The 17,015-nt window shown below is 54.2% G+C and carries 14 protein-coding genes; 7 read left to right on the top strand and 7 right to left on the bottom strand.

Features of this window, described 5'->3' with window-relative positions:
* Positions 1–59: 59 nt before the first annotated feature.
* From KIH86_RS05165 to nifB, 4 genes are all read right to left on the bottom strand, one after another.
* Complete coding sequence (locus tag KIH86_RS05165; protein WP_223086785.1) at positions 60–1,895, bottom strand: type 2 periplasmic-binding domain-containing protein; 1,836 nt, start codon at positions 1,893–1,895, stop codon at positions 60–62.
* Between the two features lie 108 nt (positions 1,896–2,003).
* Positions 2,004–2,897 carry a carbohydrate ABC transporter permease gene (locus tag KIH86_RS05160; RefSeq protein WP_223086783.1) on the bottom strand — a complete coding sequence of 298 codons (894 nt, stop codon included), beginning with the start codon at positions 2,895–2,897 and terminating at the stop codon, positions 2,004–2,006.
* Between the two features lie 13 nt (positions 2,898–2,910).
* Positions 2,911–3,870 (bottom strand): ABC transporter permease, encoded by a 960-nt coding sequence (locus KIH86_RS05155; RefSeq protein WP_223086781.1) that lies wholly within the window; start codon positions 3,868–3,870, stop codon positions 2,911–2,913.
* Between the two features lie 359 nt (positions 3,871–4,229).
* The gene (gene nifB / locus KIH86_RS05150; RefSeq protein WP_235775265.1) at positions 4,230–5,573 is read right to left on the bottom strand and encodes a nitrogenase cofactor biosynthesis protein NifB; all 1,344 of its coding nucleotides are present in this window, start codon (positions 5,571–5,573) and stop codon (positions 4,230–4,232) included.
* Positions 5,574–6,115: 542 nt separating this feature from the next.
* Between nifB and KIH86_RS05145 the strand changes: the two genes are divergently transcribed.
* The 7 genes from KIH86_RS05145 (at position 6,116) to KIH86_RS05115 (ending at position 14,034) form a co-directional block, all read left to right on the top strand.
* Positions 6,116–7,210, top strand: a complete 1,095-nt coding sequence (locus KIH86_RS05145; protein WP_223086778.1) for an ABC transporter permease — start codon at positions 6,116–6,118, stop codon at positions 7,208–7,210.
* Positions 7,211–7,266: 56 nt separating this feature from the next.
* Positions 7,267–8,019, top strand: a complete 753-nt coding sequence (locus KIH86_RS05140; protein ID WP_223086773.1) for an ABC transporter permease — start codon at positions 7,267–7,269, stop codon at positions 8,017–8,019.
* Between the two features lie 287 nt (positions 8,020–8,306).
* On the top strand, positions 8,307–9,392 hold the full coding sequence (locus KIH86_RS05135) for an ABC transporter substrate-binding protein (protein WP_223086771.1): 1,086 nt from the start codon (positions 8,307–8,309) through the stop codon (positions 9,390–9,392).
* Positions 9,393–9,587: 195 nt separating this feature from the next.
* Positions 9,588–10,379: an ABC transporter permease gene (locus KIH86_RS05130; protein ID WP_223086769.1), complete on the top strand. Its 792-nt coding sequence runs from the start codon at positions 9,588–9,590 to the stop codon at positions 10,377–10,379.
* A 40-nt stretch (positions 10,380–10,419) separates the two neighbouring features.
* Entirely contained in the window at positions 10,420–11,196 is a 777-nt protein-coding gene (locus KIH86_RS05125; RefSeq protein WP_223086767.1) for an ABC transporter permease, read from the top strand.
* Positions 11,197–11,216: 20 nt separating this feature from the next.
* Complete coding sequence (locus KIH86_RS05120; RefSeq protein WP_223086765.1) at positions 11,217–12,734, top strand: nitrogenase component 1; 1,518 nt, start codon at positions 11,217–11,219, stop codon at positions 12,732–12,734.
* Positions 12,718–14,034 (top strand): nitrogenase component 1, encoded by a 1,317-nt coding sequence (locus KIH86_RS05115; RefSeq protein ID WP_223086762.1) that lies wholly within the window; start codon positions 12,718–12,720, stop codon positions 14,032–14,034. The genes KIH86_RS05120 and KIH86_RS05115 overlap by 17 nt, the downstream gene beginning before the upstream one ends.
* A gap of 236 nt (positions 14,035–14,270) precedes the next feature.
* Here KIH86_RS05115 and KIH86_RS05110 read toward each other — a convergent pair whose 3' ends face one another.
* The 3 genes from KIH86_RS05110 to KIH86_RS05100 form a co-directional block, all read right to left on the bottom strand.
* The gene (locus KIH86_RS05110; protein WP_223086760.1) at positions 14,271–14,891 is read right to left on the bottom strand and encodes a 50S ribosomal protein L25; all 621 of its coding nucleotides are present in this window, start codon (positions 14,889–14,891) and stop codon (positions 14,271–14,273) included.
* Between the two features lie 171 nt (positions 14,892–15,062).
* Complete coding sequence (locus tag KIH86_RS05105) at positions 15,063–16,028, bottom strand: ABC transporter ATP-binding protein (RefSeq protein ID WP_223086756.1); 966 nt, start codon at positions 16,026–16,028, stop codon at positions 15,063–15,065.
* Entirely contained in the window at positions 16,021–17,004 is a 984-nt protein-coding gene (locus KIH86_RS05100) for an ABC transporter ATP-binding protein (protein WP_223086753.1), read from the bottom strand. The genes KIH86_RS05105 and KIH86_RS05100 overlap by 8 nt, the downstream gene beginning before the upstream one ends.
* Positions 17,005–17,015 lie beyond the last annotated feature (11 nt).

The raw sequence follows: 17,015 nt of genomic DNA, 5'->3' as shown, positions 1-17,015 counted from the left end.
GGGCTGAATAGAACAAGGCAGCAGCGGCCATTGGCCGCCCTGCCTTGCGACTGCTATCCTTATTTAACACTCTTCCGGGCTTCGAACAGCTCCTGCGCCTTTTTGACGGAGAAATCCATCACCTCGGCGTAGCCCAAGCCATTTACTTTGTCGTGCATTTCCTTGTTCAGCTTGTCATATTCGGCCTGGTCCTTGGCAAAGATCATTTTCCAGGACATCTGCTGAATGACGGTTCCGATTTGCTTGTTCTTCTGCTCCAGCGTCTTATCCATGGTCAGCGGCTCTTTGCCCGTGAAGCCTTGTGGCGCCACCGCCAGCTTATTGTTCTTCTCAAAATACTCCTTGGCCGTCAGCACACCCATCTTCGCTCTCCAATCGCTGTCCAGCTTGGAGGGATTGCGCTTCAGCGAGGTCTCCCACAGATTATGGTCAAACGGTTCATTCGTCTCCGGGTTCACCATGGCCGGAACAACGAAGGAGAAATTCATCTGGTTCGATCCGTAATAATAGTCGCCGCCGCCATATTCTTCAGGCACTTTCGTATTCTGTTGATCCGCGTAAGCCTGCCAGCCAAAATCGGTTACGACCGGCTTGCCGCTTGCGTCAATATCCCAGGTCAGTCCCTTCGGACCATTCGGCACCGCCGTGCCGCTTCCTGCCGAAATCATGGCGCCTTCAGGCGTGTACATCCAGTTGATGAACTCCATAATACGTTCCGGGTCCTTGGCTTTGGCGCCGATGGCGATGATGCCGTTGCCGCCGTACACATTGAAGCCTGTCGAATACATCAGTTCATCCTTGAACGGCACAAGTGCGAAGCCTTTGCCTTCAGCTGTACGCTCCGGGGTATTGTAGTTGGCGGCTCCAAGCCAAGGGAACCAGGAGAACAGCAGACGTCCGTCCTTGTATTTCGCTACAACATCATCGAACTTCTGAGTCAAGGAATCAGGGTCCAGCAGACCCATCTGATTCGCTTCAAAATACAGCTTCAGCGATTTCATGTACCAGCTGTCCGCGGACAGAAAATCATAGTACTTGTCTTCGTCCGCTTTGACATAGACGGCGGTGTCCGGAATTTCATCATAGCCCATCATATTGGCGAATTGCTTGGCAAGCGTCATTTTATAATTGCCGTCCCAGTCGGACCACAGCGAGAACGCATACGTCTTCTTGCCCTGCTCATTCTTGGGCTCCAGTTCCTGCATCTTCTTCAGCAAGGGCAAATAGTCTTCAATGCTGCCTATCTCGGGCGCCCCTAGCTTCTGATACAGATCCCAGCGCAGATCAGGCCCCCATGTCATATCCTTGCCCTCGGAAGGACCGGAGGGGTTAGTCGCTACGCCGTTGCCGATGCCGTACACCGCGCTTCCGCCTCCGAAGGCTGTCTTGGCTTTCTCGATCGCTTTCGGGAACGTCTTGACGATGTCGGCGCCGTATTTGTCCAGCAGGCCGTCTTTCGTCCAATCCAGCAGCAGCCCGCCTTTGATCGCATTCGGATAATGGTTCTTGTCATCCCCGAAGACGATGATGTCGCCGAGGTTGCCCGAGGCCATCATTGCGGAGATTTTGTTGTCCCCTCCGGTGAGATTCGATGCGACGATATCCAGCTCAATATTGAATTTGTCCTTGATCACCTTGGCGAACCAGCCGATCTGCGGACCCGCATAATTGGCCGTTGTCGAGAATACGGTCAGCTTCAGCGGCTTCGAATGGTCGAGTCCCCCACTCTCCGGCGCAGCTGTCTGCCCGGCAGTGTCCGTACCCGCCGCACTCGGCTTGGCCCCAGCCGGACTGCTGGAGCTGGAGCTGCCTGTGCTGTTGTTACCACCGCACGCCGTCAGCGCAGCAATCAGCATGAAGCTGAGCAGCAGCACATAAAATTTGCGTAATTTCATACCCTCATCCCCCTATAAGTTGTTGAGAACAAGAACCAGCTTTGCGATTATAAGTTCAAGCTTCGCGTGTGAGCGCCAAGCCGGACTCCAATTTCCGGAAGCGGCGGCTTATCCCTTGACCGCTCCGATCATAATGCCTTTCACGAAATAACGCTGGAAGAACGGATAGACGATCAGAATCGGCAGCACCACGATCATCGTGACTGTCATCCGTACGGAAGTCGGGGTCTGCATATTCTGAATGCTTGCAGCCATATCCGGCGAACTCCGGATCAGCGCCGCAAGCGAGCTTGACTCGTTCAAGTAACGCCACAGCAGGAACTGGAGCGTGAAATATTTGGTATCCGTCATCAAAAAAGCGGTATCGACGAAGGAATTCCATTGGTTCACCGCCGAAAAAATCGTGATGGTCGCAAGGATGGGCGTGGTCAGCGGAACAATGATACTCCAGAACACCCGCAAATACCCTGCGCCGTCTATGCCGGCCGACTCCTCCAGCGAAGCCGGAATCGCTTCCACGAATGTTTTGACGAGAATAATATTGAACGGTGTAATGATGGTGGGCAGGACGTATGCCAAATAGTTGTTGGTCAAATGCAGATTGTTCATGGTGATGTACCACGGGATCAGACCGGCGCTGAAATACATGGTTACAACAATGCTCCGGTACCAGATCTGACGGCCCCACATTTCCTTCTTGGTAAACAGATAGCCGAGGAACGCCGATGAGCCAACCGTCAACAAAGTTCCGACCACCGTCCGGTAGACCGAGACAAGGGCTGCATGGCTCAGACCGCTGATCATCAGCACTTTGGAATAGTTGTCAAAATGAATGCCCCGCGGATAGAAGTTGATGTAACCCCCTGCGCTGAGATCATTGGAGCTGATTGTGTTGATGAACAGGTAATAGAACGGATAAATACAGCTTAAGGTGAACAGCCCGTACAGCACATAGAGCGCTATCTGAAAGATGGCGTCGCCGGGCTTCCGTCGTCTTCGCATCTGGAACGCCTCCTTATATGATCGATTCATCCCGAACCACGCGGGACAGGGCATTGGCGCCGAAGAGCAGAATAACGCTGATGACCGATTTCAACATGCTGACCGCCGTGGCGAACGGGAAGTTGTTGGCGAAGGCGATGTTGTACACATACAAATCCAGCACTTCGATCGAATCCTTGTTCATCGCATTCTGGAAGGCAAAATATTGCTCCATGCCGTTGTTCACGAAGTTGCCGATCGAGAGCAGCAGCAGCACGAAGAAGGTCGGAATGATGCCGGGAATCGTGATATGCCAGATTTTGCGGAAACGGCTTGCTCCGTCTACCTCCGCTGCCTCGTATAGCTCCTGATCAATCCCTGAAATCGCCGCCAGATACAGAATGGCTCCCCAGCCCAGCGACTTCCACCAGTACCAGAGAATCATGGTCACCCAGACATGCGAGCTGGAGGCGAGAAAATTATAGCCTTCATCCACCACCCCAAGCTGCACCAGCAGATGGGTCACCACTCCGCTGTCGACGGAGAACAGCGAGAAAGCGAGCGCGTACACGAGTATCCAGCTGATGAAGTTCGGGATCGTGGTCAGGGTCTGGACCATTTTGCGGTACCATCCTGCCTTAATCTCGGTGAGAAAGATGGCGAATACGACCGGGAAGAACGAGGTGATGAGGCTGAGCGAGCTCATGGCAATCGTATTCTTCATGACGCGAAGCACTTCTTGAGTCTGTGTGGGATTGGCTATGATGGTCCTGAACCATTTCAGGCCGACATAAGGCGTATCGTGCAATGGAATCCCTGGGATGAAATCATAGAATGCGTAAATCCATCCGCTGATCGGTAAATAATAGAAGATAAAAGTCACGATCAGGAACGGAAGCGCCATAAGAAACAGCTTGTGCTTGTTCTGCAGCCTCCGCTTGGGGGATTTAGCCGGCTGTACGGCGGGCAGTAGCTCTTCAGAGGGTACTCCCATGGCAGAATCTCCTATCTACGATAAAATGTTTGCGCTTTCATTGTAGCAAACATCTATTCTGCTCAAGGAGTGAGGAGAGCGTTCTCATCAGGGAGAACCGACTTGAAATTGTAGACGGATTTCACGGTGGAGATGACCATTTTCACACCGGCAGCGTGCTGGACGACTATGACAGGTGGTCTTTTCGCCTCGCGACGACCCTATTAACTAAGGCTAACACTTCCTGCTGCCAAGTCTGCTGCGGACTTTCACCGACAAGTTATCGCCTAAGCATGGCAGGCGCAGCAGCAAAAAGCGGGCTTCGCAGCCGTTAAGCTGCGAAGCCCGCTTATCCATTCATTCAAAGTGATTGGTTACCGCTATTGCACGGTAGATGGACAAGCTCCCTGCGGGGAGCAGGCGGCAGAAGAGAAATAGCGGTGGTACTTCGCGCACTGCTCCAGCTGCACGCTGATCTCACCTTTCCGCGCCAGCGCTGTCAGCCCGGCGCGGGCCAGCCGCTCGGCCGGTCCGGGACCGATCGCGGCGCACAGGACGATCGAGCAATCCTGCAGCAGCGCCACGGTCTCTTCCAGAATCGACTCCTTGTCCGCATCGCCGCAATCGGACTTGCCGTTGCAGTATGCCTGAATCCGCCGCACGCCCAGCAGCTTCTGCTCGCGCCCGGACACTTCGTACACGAGGAACTCGCGGGCATGGCCAAAATGCACGTTCACCTGGCCCCCGCCCCGCGTCGCCACCGCGATGCGCATGCTGCCACGTCCTTCTTCCGCATCGGCTGCACGCTGCTTGCGCTCCGAGACCGTGCGATCCAGCTGCTGAAGCACCTCTTCGCGAGCTGCCGGATCGTATTCCCGGGCCGGTGCGGCTTCGGTCCGGAGACCGATGTCATTGCCGATCAGACCGACCGCGTCAGCACGGCATTGACGGCAATGCCGCATCACCGGCATAATCGCCTCGCTGCGCGCCTGCACCTCAAGCGTCAGCGAAGGGGCAGGCGCGGTTCGCCCTTCCTTCTCGTACAGACTGCCCGGCGAGATGATCAGCGGCATAATATTATGTGAAAAGGCTCCTGCCGCCTTAACCGCATCGGTCACCTTGATCAGATGGCTGTCATTCACGCCGGGGATTAGAACGGAATTGACCTTGACCTTCACACCCTGCTCGGCAATCTTCCGGATGCCCTCGAGCTGGTTATGGAGCAGCAGTTCTGCGGCTTCCCTGCCGCGGTAAGCCTTGCCGCGGAATGACACGGCCCGGTACACCTCTGCCCCGATGTCCGGGTCCACGGTATTCACCGTAACCGTGACATGGCTGATTCCGTACCGGACGATCTCGTCCGTGTAATCGGGCAGCTTCAGCCCGTTGGTGCTGAGGCATAGCTGCAGTTCAGGCAGTCCTTCGGACAGCAGTCTGAAGGTCTCGAATGTCTCCCGCGGATTCGCCAGCGGATCGCCGGGCCCGGCGATGCCGACAACGGTCAGCTGCGGCAGCGCCACAAGCGTGCTGCGCACCTTGTCGTAGGCTTCCTGCGGCGTAAGCACCTTGCTGACGACTCCGGGACGGCTCTCGCTGACGCAGTCATATTTGATATTGCAATAATTGCAGTTGATATTGCATTTCGGCGCTACCGCTACATGCATGCGGGCAAAATAATGATGGGCCATTTCATCATAGCAGGGATGGCGCGATTCGTTCGGCAACCCGAACACCACCTTTCATTTTTGTTGGTTCAGATCACAAAAAAGACTTGAAACGAACGGCAGTACCATTCGCCTCAAGCCTCCGGGTAACCGGTTGGCTAGGGATATTGCGCAGTCTGCCGGCGACAAGCGCCTGGGTCGTGAAATTCATCACAACCACAGACCAGGATAATATAGCCTTTCCGCGGAAAGGCACGGAAGCTCTCTCTGCAAAGCTGCACCACCTGCAGTCTGATCGATCCGCCAGAGCAGCAAAAGCCGGACGACTGCTGTGCAGTCATCCGGCTTCCTGTTTGTCGGTCAGCCGAGTCCGATATCCTATAATTCCCATATACTTTAGGGTATTATAGAACGGGCTCCGGAACCTGTCAACGGCGAAATTAACAAATCCGAAATTAACAAATTTTAGTTAGGAGCGCTACCGAGAGTCGTTCAGCGAGTTCGTGATGTTCTCGCTTGACAAAAAAACAAAGACAAATCTAAACTGTACAAAACTCATCAGATAAATAGGAATAACGGAATCGACAGGAGGTTATCATTTCATGGCAACCAGGAATCTTCCGGCTTTGCTGCTCGCTTGCTTGCGTATATCCGGCATCGCCCTGGTCTGTATTCTGTGGGAGCTTCTGCCAAGAAGCGGGCTGGTCAATCCGACTTTCTTCCCGCCGTTGTCGGCAGTACTGCGGGAGATCGTCGATCTTCTGCGCCACCAGCATTTGTTAGGCCATACGGTAGCCACATTGTGGAGGCTGGTGGCGGGCATTGTGCCTGCAATACTGCTGGCTGTGCCTGCTGGCGCGATTCTCGGATATTGGCTGCCCGGTCTGGCCGCAAGCTTAAACCCGCTCTTCCGTCTTCTGGCCCAGGTGAATCCCTTTTCGCTCATGACGGTGTTCCTTCTGTTCTTCGGCATCGGCGAGAAGGCGAAGCTGATCATCGTCACCTGGGTAGCGTTCTGGCCCTTGCTGCAGCATGTCATTAACGGCGTACAGAATATGGATGCAGACCTGCTGAAGGCGGCACGCGGCATGGGAACCCCACCGGCCCGGCTATTCCTGCGAGTCATACTGCCGGGGGCGGCTCCCTCCATTTTGCTGGGAATCCGTACGTCGATCATCTTGCTGTTGGCTATTCTGGTAGCCGGGGAAATGCTGGGAGGCTTGGCCGGACTCGGCTGGCTGCTTCATTGGTCCAGCAATTATTATTCGTCTCCGTATGCCACGACGCCTATATTTGCCGTTGGGCTATGTATTTCCCTGATTGGCGTCACCCTCAGCTTCGTATTGCGCAAGCTGGAACGCGATCTTTTTTTCTGGAAGTCTTATGACTCCGTGTGGAGTACGGCGTCTGCTACCCGTGTGCGGCAGGGCAGGCCAAACCGTTATTTTTCGGCTGCCGTATTAACCGCCGCCTTGCTTCTTCTTGTGGCCGGAGGCGCGTCCACAGCCCATCTGAGCCGAACGAACGGCAGCTTCGCGGGAGAGGGAGATGTGCCTCGATCCTCTTCCAGCGACCATAGCGAGCACATGTCCAATATGCCCGACATGCCCAACATGCCCAATATGCAGATGGATTCAGTACCTGAGCCTGGACATTCCGGACATTCGGGCCATGACGCAACATCCGGCTCGCAGTAAGCCTTTCAGGTACCGCAGCAGACCGGGCCACGACAACCAATGTGGGGAGGAACCTAATGAATGTGTTAACCAAGCTTGGCAAACGTTATGCTGCCGTCATCGCCTTCCTCGTCCTGTGGGAAGCCAGCGTAAGGTTCGAATGGGTGGACCCTCAGTTTATCCCGGCTTTCACACAGGTGGTTCAGTTCATCGGCTCACAGACGGCAAACGGTGAACTCGCACACCATCTGCTCATCAGCCTGGGGCGCGCTGCCGGAGGACTGGCCGTTGCCCTGATTGCCGGCGTGCCGCTTGGCGTTGCCCTGGCAGGCTGGTCGGATAAGGGCCGTATCGCCATCGAGCCTGTATTGGAATGGTTCTCTAATATCAATCCGTTTGTCGTATTTCACATTATCATCGTATTCATGGGAGCCGGCGAGCTGACCAAAGTGACGATTATTGCCTGGGCTTGCATATGGCCGATTATGTTCAGCACCGTGTCCGGCATTACACATGCCGATGCAGACATTGTCAAAGCGGCGCGTTCATTTGGGTTAAGCCGTTTCCGGCTGACAGCCAAAATCCTGCTCCCCTCTGCTCTTCCCTACATTTTGACCGGTACGCGGCTGGCTGCGGGCTATTCCCTGCTGTTCCTGATCGCGGCCGAAATGATGGGGTCCAGCTCCGGTCTGGGCTATATGATCTATACGGCACAGGCCAATTACCAGATTGTGCAAATGTTCGCCGGAGTTTTGATCATTGCGGTTCTGGCTATCGCACTGGATGGAATTATGTCTGCAGCGGGGAAACGACTCTCCTATCCCTCATAAAAGTCATCCATTCTAAAAGTTACAAATTTCCGAACTAGCGTTTTTATGTATATTCATGCGTTGACAATTAAGAAAGCCTTGGCATAAGCTTACATTCATAAATCTCATAAGATTTATCGGATTTAACCCAAGTTGACCAGTTAGCTGGAGACTAACGTTCTTCCCCTTCGGAAGACCGCTTAGTCTCTTTTTTATATTACACGAAGGCGGGTGGTGAATAAGTACAGTAGCTGCAGCTTGAACTTCTATATTTTAACTTTAAAAGATTATTATGGGAGTGTGAGAAAATGGCAACAAGCAAAAAGAAATGGGTAATTTTATCGGTGGTCGCCCTCGTGGTGGTCGGAGGAATCGGAGTTGGCAGCTATTTCGGACAGACGAAGAAAGGAATCGGCATCCAGGGAGCTGCCGGGCTCTCGTCTCTGAAGAGTGCAGGCTATGATCCGGCCAAGTCCGGCAAGAAGGTCTACACCATTAAAACCGACACTAAGGTCAACTGCTCCTCAACACCATGGGTAATTGCCGAGAAGAAAGGATTTTTCGCCGAGGAAGGAATCAATGTGGAGTATACCGGCGAGTTGACTACCGCACAGGTCCTGCCCTCCATCCTGAATGGAACGAACAACGTCTCCAGCGCCCATGTCAACAACATCGCGACTTACATAGCAGGCGGGGCCAAGATCAAGGGCGTTACAATCGGCGGGGTTGAACCGAAGCCGGACGTGGACGACAAATATCACCATATGAAATACTATGTCAGCCCCAAGCTGGGTGTTAAGACCCTGGCAGAACTGGTCCAGAAAAGGAATGGAGCGAAAATTACGATCAACGGCACCGTTCCGAGCTGCACGACGTTCATCGCCTCCAACGCATTTGACCATCTGGGCTTCGACCGGAATCAGATCAAGTATGTCTCCTTCGAAAGTGATACAGCAGCCCTTCAGGCCAACGAGCAGGGCAACATCGACATCGTCGGCGTCCATCCTCCCTTCTACAAGCTGGCGAAAGATTCCGGGCTGATTGAAATTTTCGATACGGCGGATACGGGACTTGGCGAAGCGGCAGGCACAACCTTCTACTATTTCACAGATGAATTTATCAAGGATAATCCCGAAGCGGTTCAACATTTTGTCAACGCGATTAAAAAAGCGCAGGCATGGATCGTCAATCCGGCGCATGAGGAAGAGGCAATCAAGCTGACCGGCGACTATATTGGCCAACCGGTAAATGCCGTTCACTACTACTACACCGGCAACGGTTTCCCGTCCAAATTGATCCAGCCCTGGATTGATGACCTGGTCAAGACCGGAGCACTGAAGAAGGACCAGCTGCATGTAGACGATCTGATCACCACACAGTTTGACAAGGGCTGAAATGCCATCAAGCATTTAACACATCTGATTTAGATGGGGTAGAATAAATCGCATATCAAGGAAAAGGAGGCACCGAAAACATCCAAAACTTCGCAAAACAACTGATTTTCGCTATATATCGACACTGGTCAAAGACTGTTGTTAGCGGGACGACACTGCAGTCGCAAATAACCCAAAAAGGAGGATGAGTAACAGATGAAATGGATACTCTCGGTTCATCGGGCATTGTTAAGCTTCTACCTGTTTTTCCTGGTGATCATTATCTGGGAACTTGCCCCGCGTCTGGGCCTTGTCAGCGACGTGTTTGTCCCGCCCTTCTCACGGATCGTGAAGGCTGGAGTCGATCTCGGACTGACGAACATTCTGCTCTACATCTCCATTAGTCTGAAAAGAGTGTTCGTCGGCTTTATCCTGGCCACCGTTCTCGCTCTGCCTGTCGGCTTTATTCTCGCCGGAGCTGTGCCGAAGCTCGCTCTGTTTCTCCGGCCGTTGACCAAATTTCTGTCCAGCATCCCGCCCTATATTCTGTTTCCGGTCTTCGTCATCATTGTCGGAGTCGGTGAGGGAGGCATATACACCGTTATCTTCTGGTCATCGTTCTGGCCGATCTTGTTCACAACCATAGCCGGTATCCAGAATGTCGATCCGCTGCTGATCCGGGCGGCCAAATCCATGAATGCAAGCAAGCTGACAATCTTTGCAAAGGTGATTCTCCCCGGCGCCTCGCCGACCTTGATCACCGGACTCCGCACCGGTCTGACCATGAGCTTCTTCATGCTGATCGGTTCGGAGAGCATGGGCGCCGATTCAGGCATGGGCTGGATGATCCACAATGCCCAGAGCATGGGGTTCGTCGAGCGGATTTATCTTGGAGCGATCATGGTTGCGGGTGTCGGCCTGGCGCTCAATTATGTGCTTGAGTATTTGGAGAACTCGATTCTCTCTTGGCGGCAAGCCCCGGAATCCGGCAGCAAAGCCGCAGCCTAGCGTGATCTTATCTTAAGGAAAGGAGGATGAGAGTGATTCCATGAATTCCACCGCAGTCAAGCTTAAAAAAATCGGCATCGGCAGCATCCCGATTCTGTTGTTCTTCATCTTCTGGGAGGTCGGCGCCAGAATCATTCCGGAGGGCGTCATCTCGCCTCCCAGTGACGCGATCGTCGCCATCTTTCACTCGGCGCGCTCCGGTATACTGTTTCAGCAGACGCTGATCAGCCTGTACAGAGTGCTGCTCGGGTTCGGTCTTTCGCTGATCGTAGGCATTCCGCTCGGATTTTTGCTCGGTACCTTCTTCGGTTCGACGGAGAAAGCGCTGCTGCCCTTCTTGCGCACCTGCGAGAAGCTGAACCCCTTCGCGATCATTCCGATCTTCATGATTTTCTTCGGAATCGGAACGGCGGAGAAGGTGGTCGTCATCTTCTGGTCGGCGCTCTGGCCCGTGTTGTTCAACACGCTGGCCGGGGCCAAGGAGGTCGATTTCAATCTGCTGCGGGCGGCGCGTTCCATGGGGGCGACGCGCAGAGAACTGTTTACCAAGGTCATCCTGCCGTACACCGCTCCCCATATTTTTATCGGCATCGAATTTGCCGCCCAGCTGTCGTTCTTCATGATTATCGCCTCTGAAGTAATCGGGGCCAGCACAGGACTCGGCTGGTACTACATCAACTCTACCGCCCGATATGATCTGCCGCTCATGTACGGCATCGTCCTGTTCATCACCGTACTGGGCATTATTATCAACCTGTCGTTCGCCAGACTGAAGAAGCATTTTCTGGTATGGAAAGAAGCGTCGCAGCTTGACTAAACAAAAGGAGGTTCACATCTATGTCTATCAAGCCTAATAAGCCAATTAATCTGAACCGGTCGCAAGCCGTCATCCGCGAAAAACGGTTAAAATCCATCGTCGGTTACCAGGGATCAATCAAGGATCTTGCGGAGAAATCACGCACAGGCTGCCTGAAGAACGCGGGCCGCGGCTTCAGCCAGGCAACCAACTGCAACTCCGGATGCGCTCAAGGTCATCTGTCCTCCATCGTCGATGCCGCCATTGTCAATCACGGGCCTGTCGGCTGCGCCGGAGATGTGGCGGGCGCCAATTCGGTCTACCAATGGGGCCAGCATATCCGCGGCGTGGACAACAAGCGGAATGTCAGAATCGTCAATACGAATATGTCGGAGAATGCGGTCGTATTCGGCGGCGACAAGATTTTGCAGGACGCGGTCCGCAAAGCCTACGAACGTTTCAACCCGAAAGCGATATTCGTCACCACCTCCTGCGCCTCCGGCATTATCGGTGATGATATAGAGCGCACGCTGAAGGATGCGGAAGCCGAGCTTGGCATTCCGGTCGTCCCTGTCTTCTGCGACGGCTTCCGCTCGCAAATCTGGGCCTCCGGCTTCGACGCGGCCTTCCACGCCCTGCTGACGCGGATCATCAAGCCGGCGCAACAGAAGCGTCCCGAACTGGTCAATGTCATTAATTTCTACGCCAGCGGCCGGAAGATCGTAACCGAAATATTCGGACGGCTGGGACTGGTTCCGCAGTTTGGCATACCGTTCAGCTCGATCGAACAGCTGGAGAAGTGGTCGGAAGCCGCAGCCACCATCAGCATTTGCGGCACGCTCGGCGGATATTTGGGCAACGGTCTGGAGCAGAGATTCGGCGTTCCCTATGTAACGGCCCTGCAACCGCACGGGATTGCCGGCTTTGACGATTGGCTGACGAAGCTTGGGGAGACCGTCGGGAAGCAGCAGGAAGTAGCAGCGTATTTGGCGGAGCAGAAGGAGCTTGCAGCGCCGGAACTGGCGGAAATCAAGCGCAAGCTGCAAGGCAAGCGTGTCGTCGTGGGCATGGGGCCGAGCTTCGCCCATAACTATATCCGGCTGCTGGAGGATTTCGGCATGGAAGTGGTCTGGGGCTTCTCCTGGCACTATGATTCGAAGCATGATCACGGCGGCTGCCCTTCCTGCACGCTGGATCTGGCGGAGAAAGAACGGGATATTCCGGTCAGCGTCAGCGACCAGCAAAATCATGAAATCATCAATTTGCTGAAAAAAGTCCAGCCGGACCTGTATGTCGGAAGACATCCCGGGCAATCAGTATGGGCCACCAAGCTGGGCATTCCTACGATCATGATCAGCGACGAATACAGCGCCTTCGGCTATCAGGGTACGCTGGAATTCGGCGAACGCATCATCGACGCACTGACCAATAACAGCCTGGCCAAAAATTTGGCAGAGCGCATCAAGCTCCCTTACACCAACTGGTGGTTTGAGCAAGATCCATTTACTTTCCTGAATAGCGAGAAAAGCGAGGTTAACGAACATGTCTCAGTCGGTTGAACAAATCCGTCATGTATGCGCCCTGGGAGCGTTCGAATCGGTGCTGGCCATTAAAAGAGCCGTTCCGATTGTCCATTCCGGACCCGGCTGCGTATCCAAATTGATGGTAACCCTCGGGACCCAGAACGGACATCAGGGTTCAGGTTATGTAGGAGGACACGCCATTCCCTGCACGAATGCCTCCGAGAAAGAAGTGGTATTCGGCGGCACAGATCAGCTGCGCAATTTGATTACCAATACGTTTGACGTGATTGACGGCGATCTGTTCGTCGTCCTCACGGGCTGCACCTCGGATATTATCGGCGACGATATTGGAGAGGTTGCCCGCAAGTTCAAGCGAAGCGGCAAGCCGATCGTGTATGTAGAAACCGGCGGATTCAAAGGAAGCAACCTGGTCGGTCATGAACTAGTCCTTGATGCCATTATCGACCAGTTTCTGGAGCCGCAGGCGGAGATTGAACCGGGTCTGGTCAATCTCTGGTCGGTTATTCCATATCAGAATACATTCTGGGCCGGAGATATCGAGCAGCTGAACAAGCTGCTCTCCGCGATCGGGCTCAAGCTGAATACGATCTTTGGCCCCGAGAGCAGCATTGAAGCCGTCCGGAGCATCCCGAAAGCCCAATTCAATCTGGTCGTCTCGCCTTGGGCAGGGTTAAAGGCTGCCGAGCAATTGCAGGAGAAGTTCGGCACACCGTTCCTGCATTACCCGGTGCTGCCTATCGGCCCGACGGAGACGTCCAATTTCCTCAGAACTGTCGGTGAATTCGCCGGCATTGACCCAGCTATCGTCGAGAGCGTCATCCTGAAGGAAGAGAATCGGTATTACTATTACCTGGAAAGAGCTGCCGATACCCTGCTGGAGACCCGTCTGCTGCCCAGACGGTTCTCAACAGTAGGTGACAGCCTGTACACGCTCGGGATTTCACGGTTTCTGACCAATGACCTCGGACTGATTCCGGATAAGCAGTTCATCACCGAGGATACGCCGCTTAAGCATCAGAGCGGCGTGACAGCCGAATTTGCGAAATATACGAACGATATTGTGGCGGAGACGGTGTTCTCCAACGATGGCGGTTATGTGGAAGAGGAATTACGGAAGCTCAAGCTCAGAAGCCGTCCGCTCATCCTCGGCAGCTCCTGGGAGCGCGCGGTCGCCAGAGACCTGAACGCTTATCAGTTATCAATCTCTGCGCCTATCTCCAATCAAATGGTGCTAAGCAAATCATATGTCGGTTATGACGGAGCGCTTCATCTGACGGAGGATATATACTCGGTCATACTGAATGATTTTATGTAATGAAAGCAACCGGTATGGAGCCGAATTTCGTTCAAGAACAACGCGAGCCGGTTCATCCCATATATCAATTCAAGGATAAACGACTAACGGCGTCCTTTCGGCGCCGAGCGTTTACCGAGAAATAGAAGACTAATGATTAGCGTTCAACATATAATTCTTATATTTTAAAAGAGCAGACCGTTCCTTGAAGCAAGGGACGATCTGCTCTTGTATTGTTAACCGCAGTAGGCGCGCAATCAGGCTTCTTTGCCTTCCGTACCCTCGGCTGCCACTTCCACCGCTGCCGGTGCTTCACCCTCTTCGGCTGCCGGCTCTTCCGTTACAGCCGGCGGAGCGATCTTGACGACCAGCGTCTCCGGATCGTTCAGCACCTCCCAGCCTTCATGCTTCGGCAGGTCGGAGACGAAGAGCTGATCGCCGATCGCAAGGCCGCTGACGTCCACCTCAAGCGTCGGCTCCAGCTTGTCCGGCAGTGTGCGGATGTCGATCTCATGCAGCTCCACGGTCTGGATGCCGCCATCCTTCACACCTTCAGCCGTACCGGTAAAATGAAGGGCAACCTTCGTCTCCAGCTCGGTCTTCATATCGATAACATGGAAGTCGATGTGCAGCAGCTTCTTCGTCAGAGGCTGGCGCTGGACTTCATTGATGATAACGTCCTTGGTTCCCGCAGACGGGAGCTCCGCTTTCAGGATCGCGCGCGGATTTCTGCTCAGAATATTGTCTACCGTCTTAGCATCCGCGCTTAAGGAAAGAGACTCCGAACCCGCACCGTAGATAACGACTGGCACGAGACCTTGTCTCCGCTGTGCGGAAGGCTTCCCGGCTCTTTCGATCAAACGTACTGTTTCACTCATTGCAATCAATTCCTCCTAAGGTATGGACTGAAAAAACACAAGACCGATTAGATATGTATTCTAATCAGTCTTATATTACCCGTTTTGCCTGTGGTGGAATCAAATATAGCACTTTAGTCGCATAAAGTCAAAATAGGGGATTTATGAAATTATATCCCATCTATTGAATGATCAGGCTAAATGACACGCAACATAGTGTCCTGAGCCGGCGTCGGAGAAGAGCGGGATTTCCGCCTTGCAGCGCTCCACCGCGAACGGACAGCGGGTATGAAATTTGCAGCCGGATGGCGGATTGACCGGGCTGGGAATATCGCCTTTCAGCACGATCCGGTCCCGCTTCAACTTCGGAATCGGCACGGGAACCGCCGAGAGCAGCGCCTTGGTGTAAGGATGCAGCGGATGCGCGAACAGCTCGTCCCGGGAAGCCGTCTCCACCATCGAGCCGAGATACATGACGCCGATGCGGGTGCATAAATGCTCCACCACGCTGAGATCATGGGAGATGAACAAGTAGGCAAGGCCTTTGCTGCGCTGCAGCTTGCTGAACAGATTGATGATCTGGGCCTGAATTGAGACATCAAGCGCGGAGACCGGCTCATCGGCGATGATCAGATCGGGATTCAGAATTAACGCCCGGGCAATGCCGATCCGCTGCCGCTGTCCGCCTGAGAATTCATGCGGAAAGCGGTCAATATGATAGGCGGATAATCCGCAGGCCTCCAGCGCCTCCAGCACCAGCTCCCTTGCCTCCGCCTTCGTGGCCATGCCGTGGTCCAGCAGCGCTTCCCCGATGGCGTCGCCTACCCGGACCCGGGGATTCAGCGCGCTGTACGGGTCCTGAAAGATCAGCTGCATCTTCGGACGAAGCCGGCGCATTTCCGCCGGAGGAAGACTGTGCAGATCAATCCCTTTGAACTTTACTTCGCCGGCCGTTTTGTCGGTTAATCGGAGAATGGTCCGCCCGACAGTGCTCTTGCCGCTCCCCGATTCGCCCACAAGACCGAAGGCTTCTCCGGGCTGGAGCGTAAAGCTGATGTCATCCACGGCCTTTACCTGCGCGGACGAACGGCCCAGCAGACCTTGGTTCACCGCAAAATACTTTTTCAAATGGTTCACTTCCAGCAGCGCTTCAGGCATGGACTATCGCCTCCTCATACAGCCAGCAGGCCGCCTTTTGCCCGTTGTCCAGCGTCTTCAGCAGCGGCTCGCGGCTCACGCAGACAGGCATGCAGTGTTCGCAGCGGTCGTGGAAGTAACAGGATTTCGTCAGATTGAGCGGATTTGGCACCTGCCCGGGAATGGAGTACAATTCTTCGCTGCGCTGGCCCATCACCGGCTTGGACTTCAGCAGCCCCCGGGTATACGGGTGCTTCGGATTCGCGAACAGCTCCGTCACCTCCCCCTCCTCGACAACCTTACCGGAATACATCACAATTACGTAATCAGCCATTTCGGCTACTACGCCCAGATCATGCGTGATTAATAGAAGCGACATGCCGGATTTCTCCTTGAATTCGCGGAGCATGTCAAGAATTTGCGCCTGGATCGTCACATCTAGCGCCGTTGTCGGCTCATCCGCAATGAGCAGCTTCGGTCCGCAGGAGATGGCAATGGCGATCATGATCCGCTGGAGCATCCCTCCGCTGAGCTCATGGGGATAGCTGTTATAAATCTGCTCCGGCCGGGATATGCCGACCTGACGGATCAGCTCGACCGCCCGGGCCGCGGCTTCCTTCTTTTTCAACTTCAAATGAAGGGTCAAGGGCTCCACGATTTGCTCGCCGATCTTCAGCACCGGGTTCAGCGAAGACATCGGCTCCTGAAAGATCATGGCGATTTCATTGCCTCGGATGCTCCGCAGAGTATGCTTCCCCAATTTCAACAGGTCCTCACCCTGGAATTCGATGCTTCCGCCCGCGACCTTGCCTCCAGGCTCCTCCACCAGTCCCATAACGGACATCGCGGTCACGCTTTTGCCGCAGCCGGATTCGCCGACGATACAGACCGTCTCTCCTGCGCGTACCTGGATGCTTACTCCGTCAACGGCATTCACCGTCCCCTCATCCGTGTGGAACTCGGTGTGGAGATTCTGAATATTCAACAAAGGCTTCATCGGATGATAGC

This window comes from Paenibacillus sinensis, assembly GCF_019904155.1.
GTDB lineage: Bacteria > Bacillota > Bacilli > Paenibacillales > Paenibacillaceae > Paenibacillus_AQ > Paenibacillus_AQ sinensis.
The sequence above is the reverse complement of the archived record's forward strand: the minus strand, read 5'-3'. Positions and strand labels throughout refer to the sequence as shown.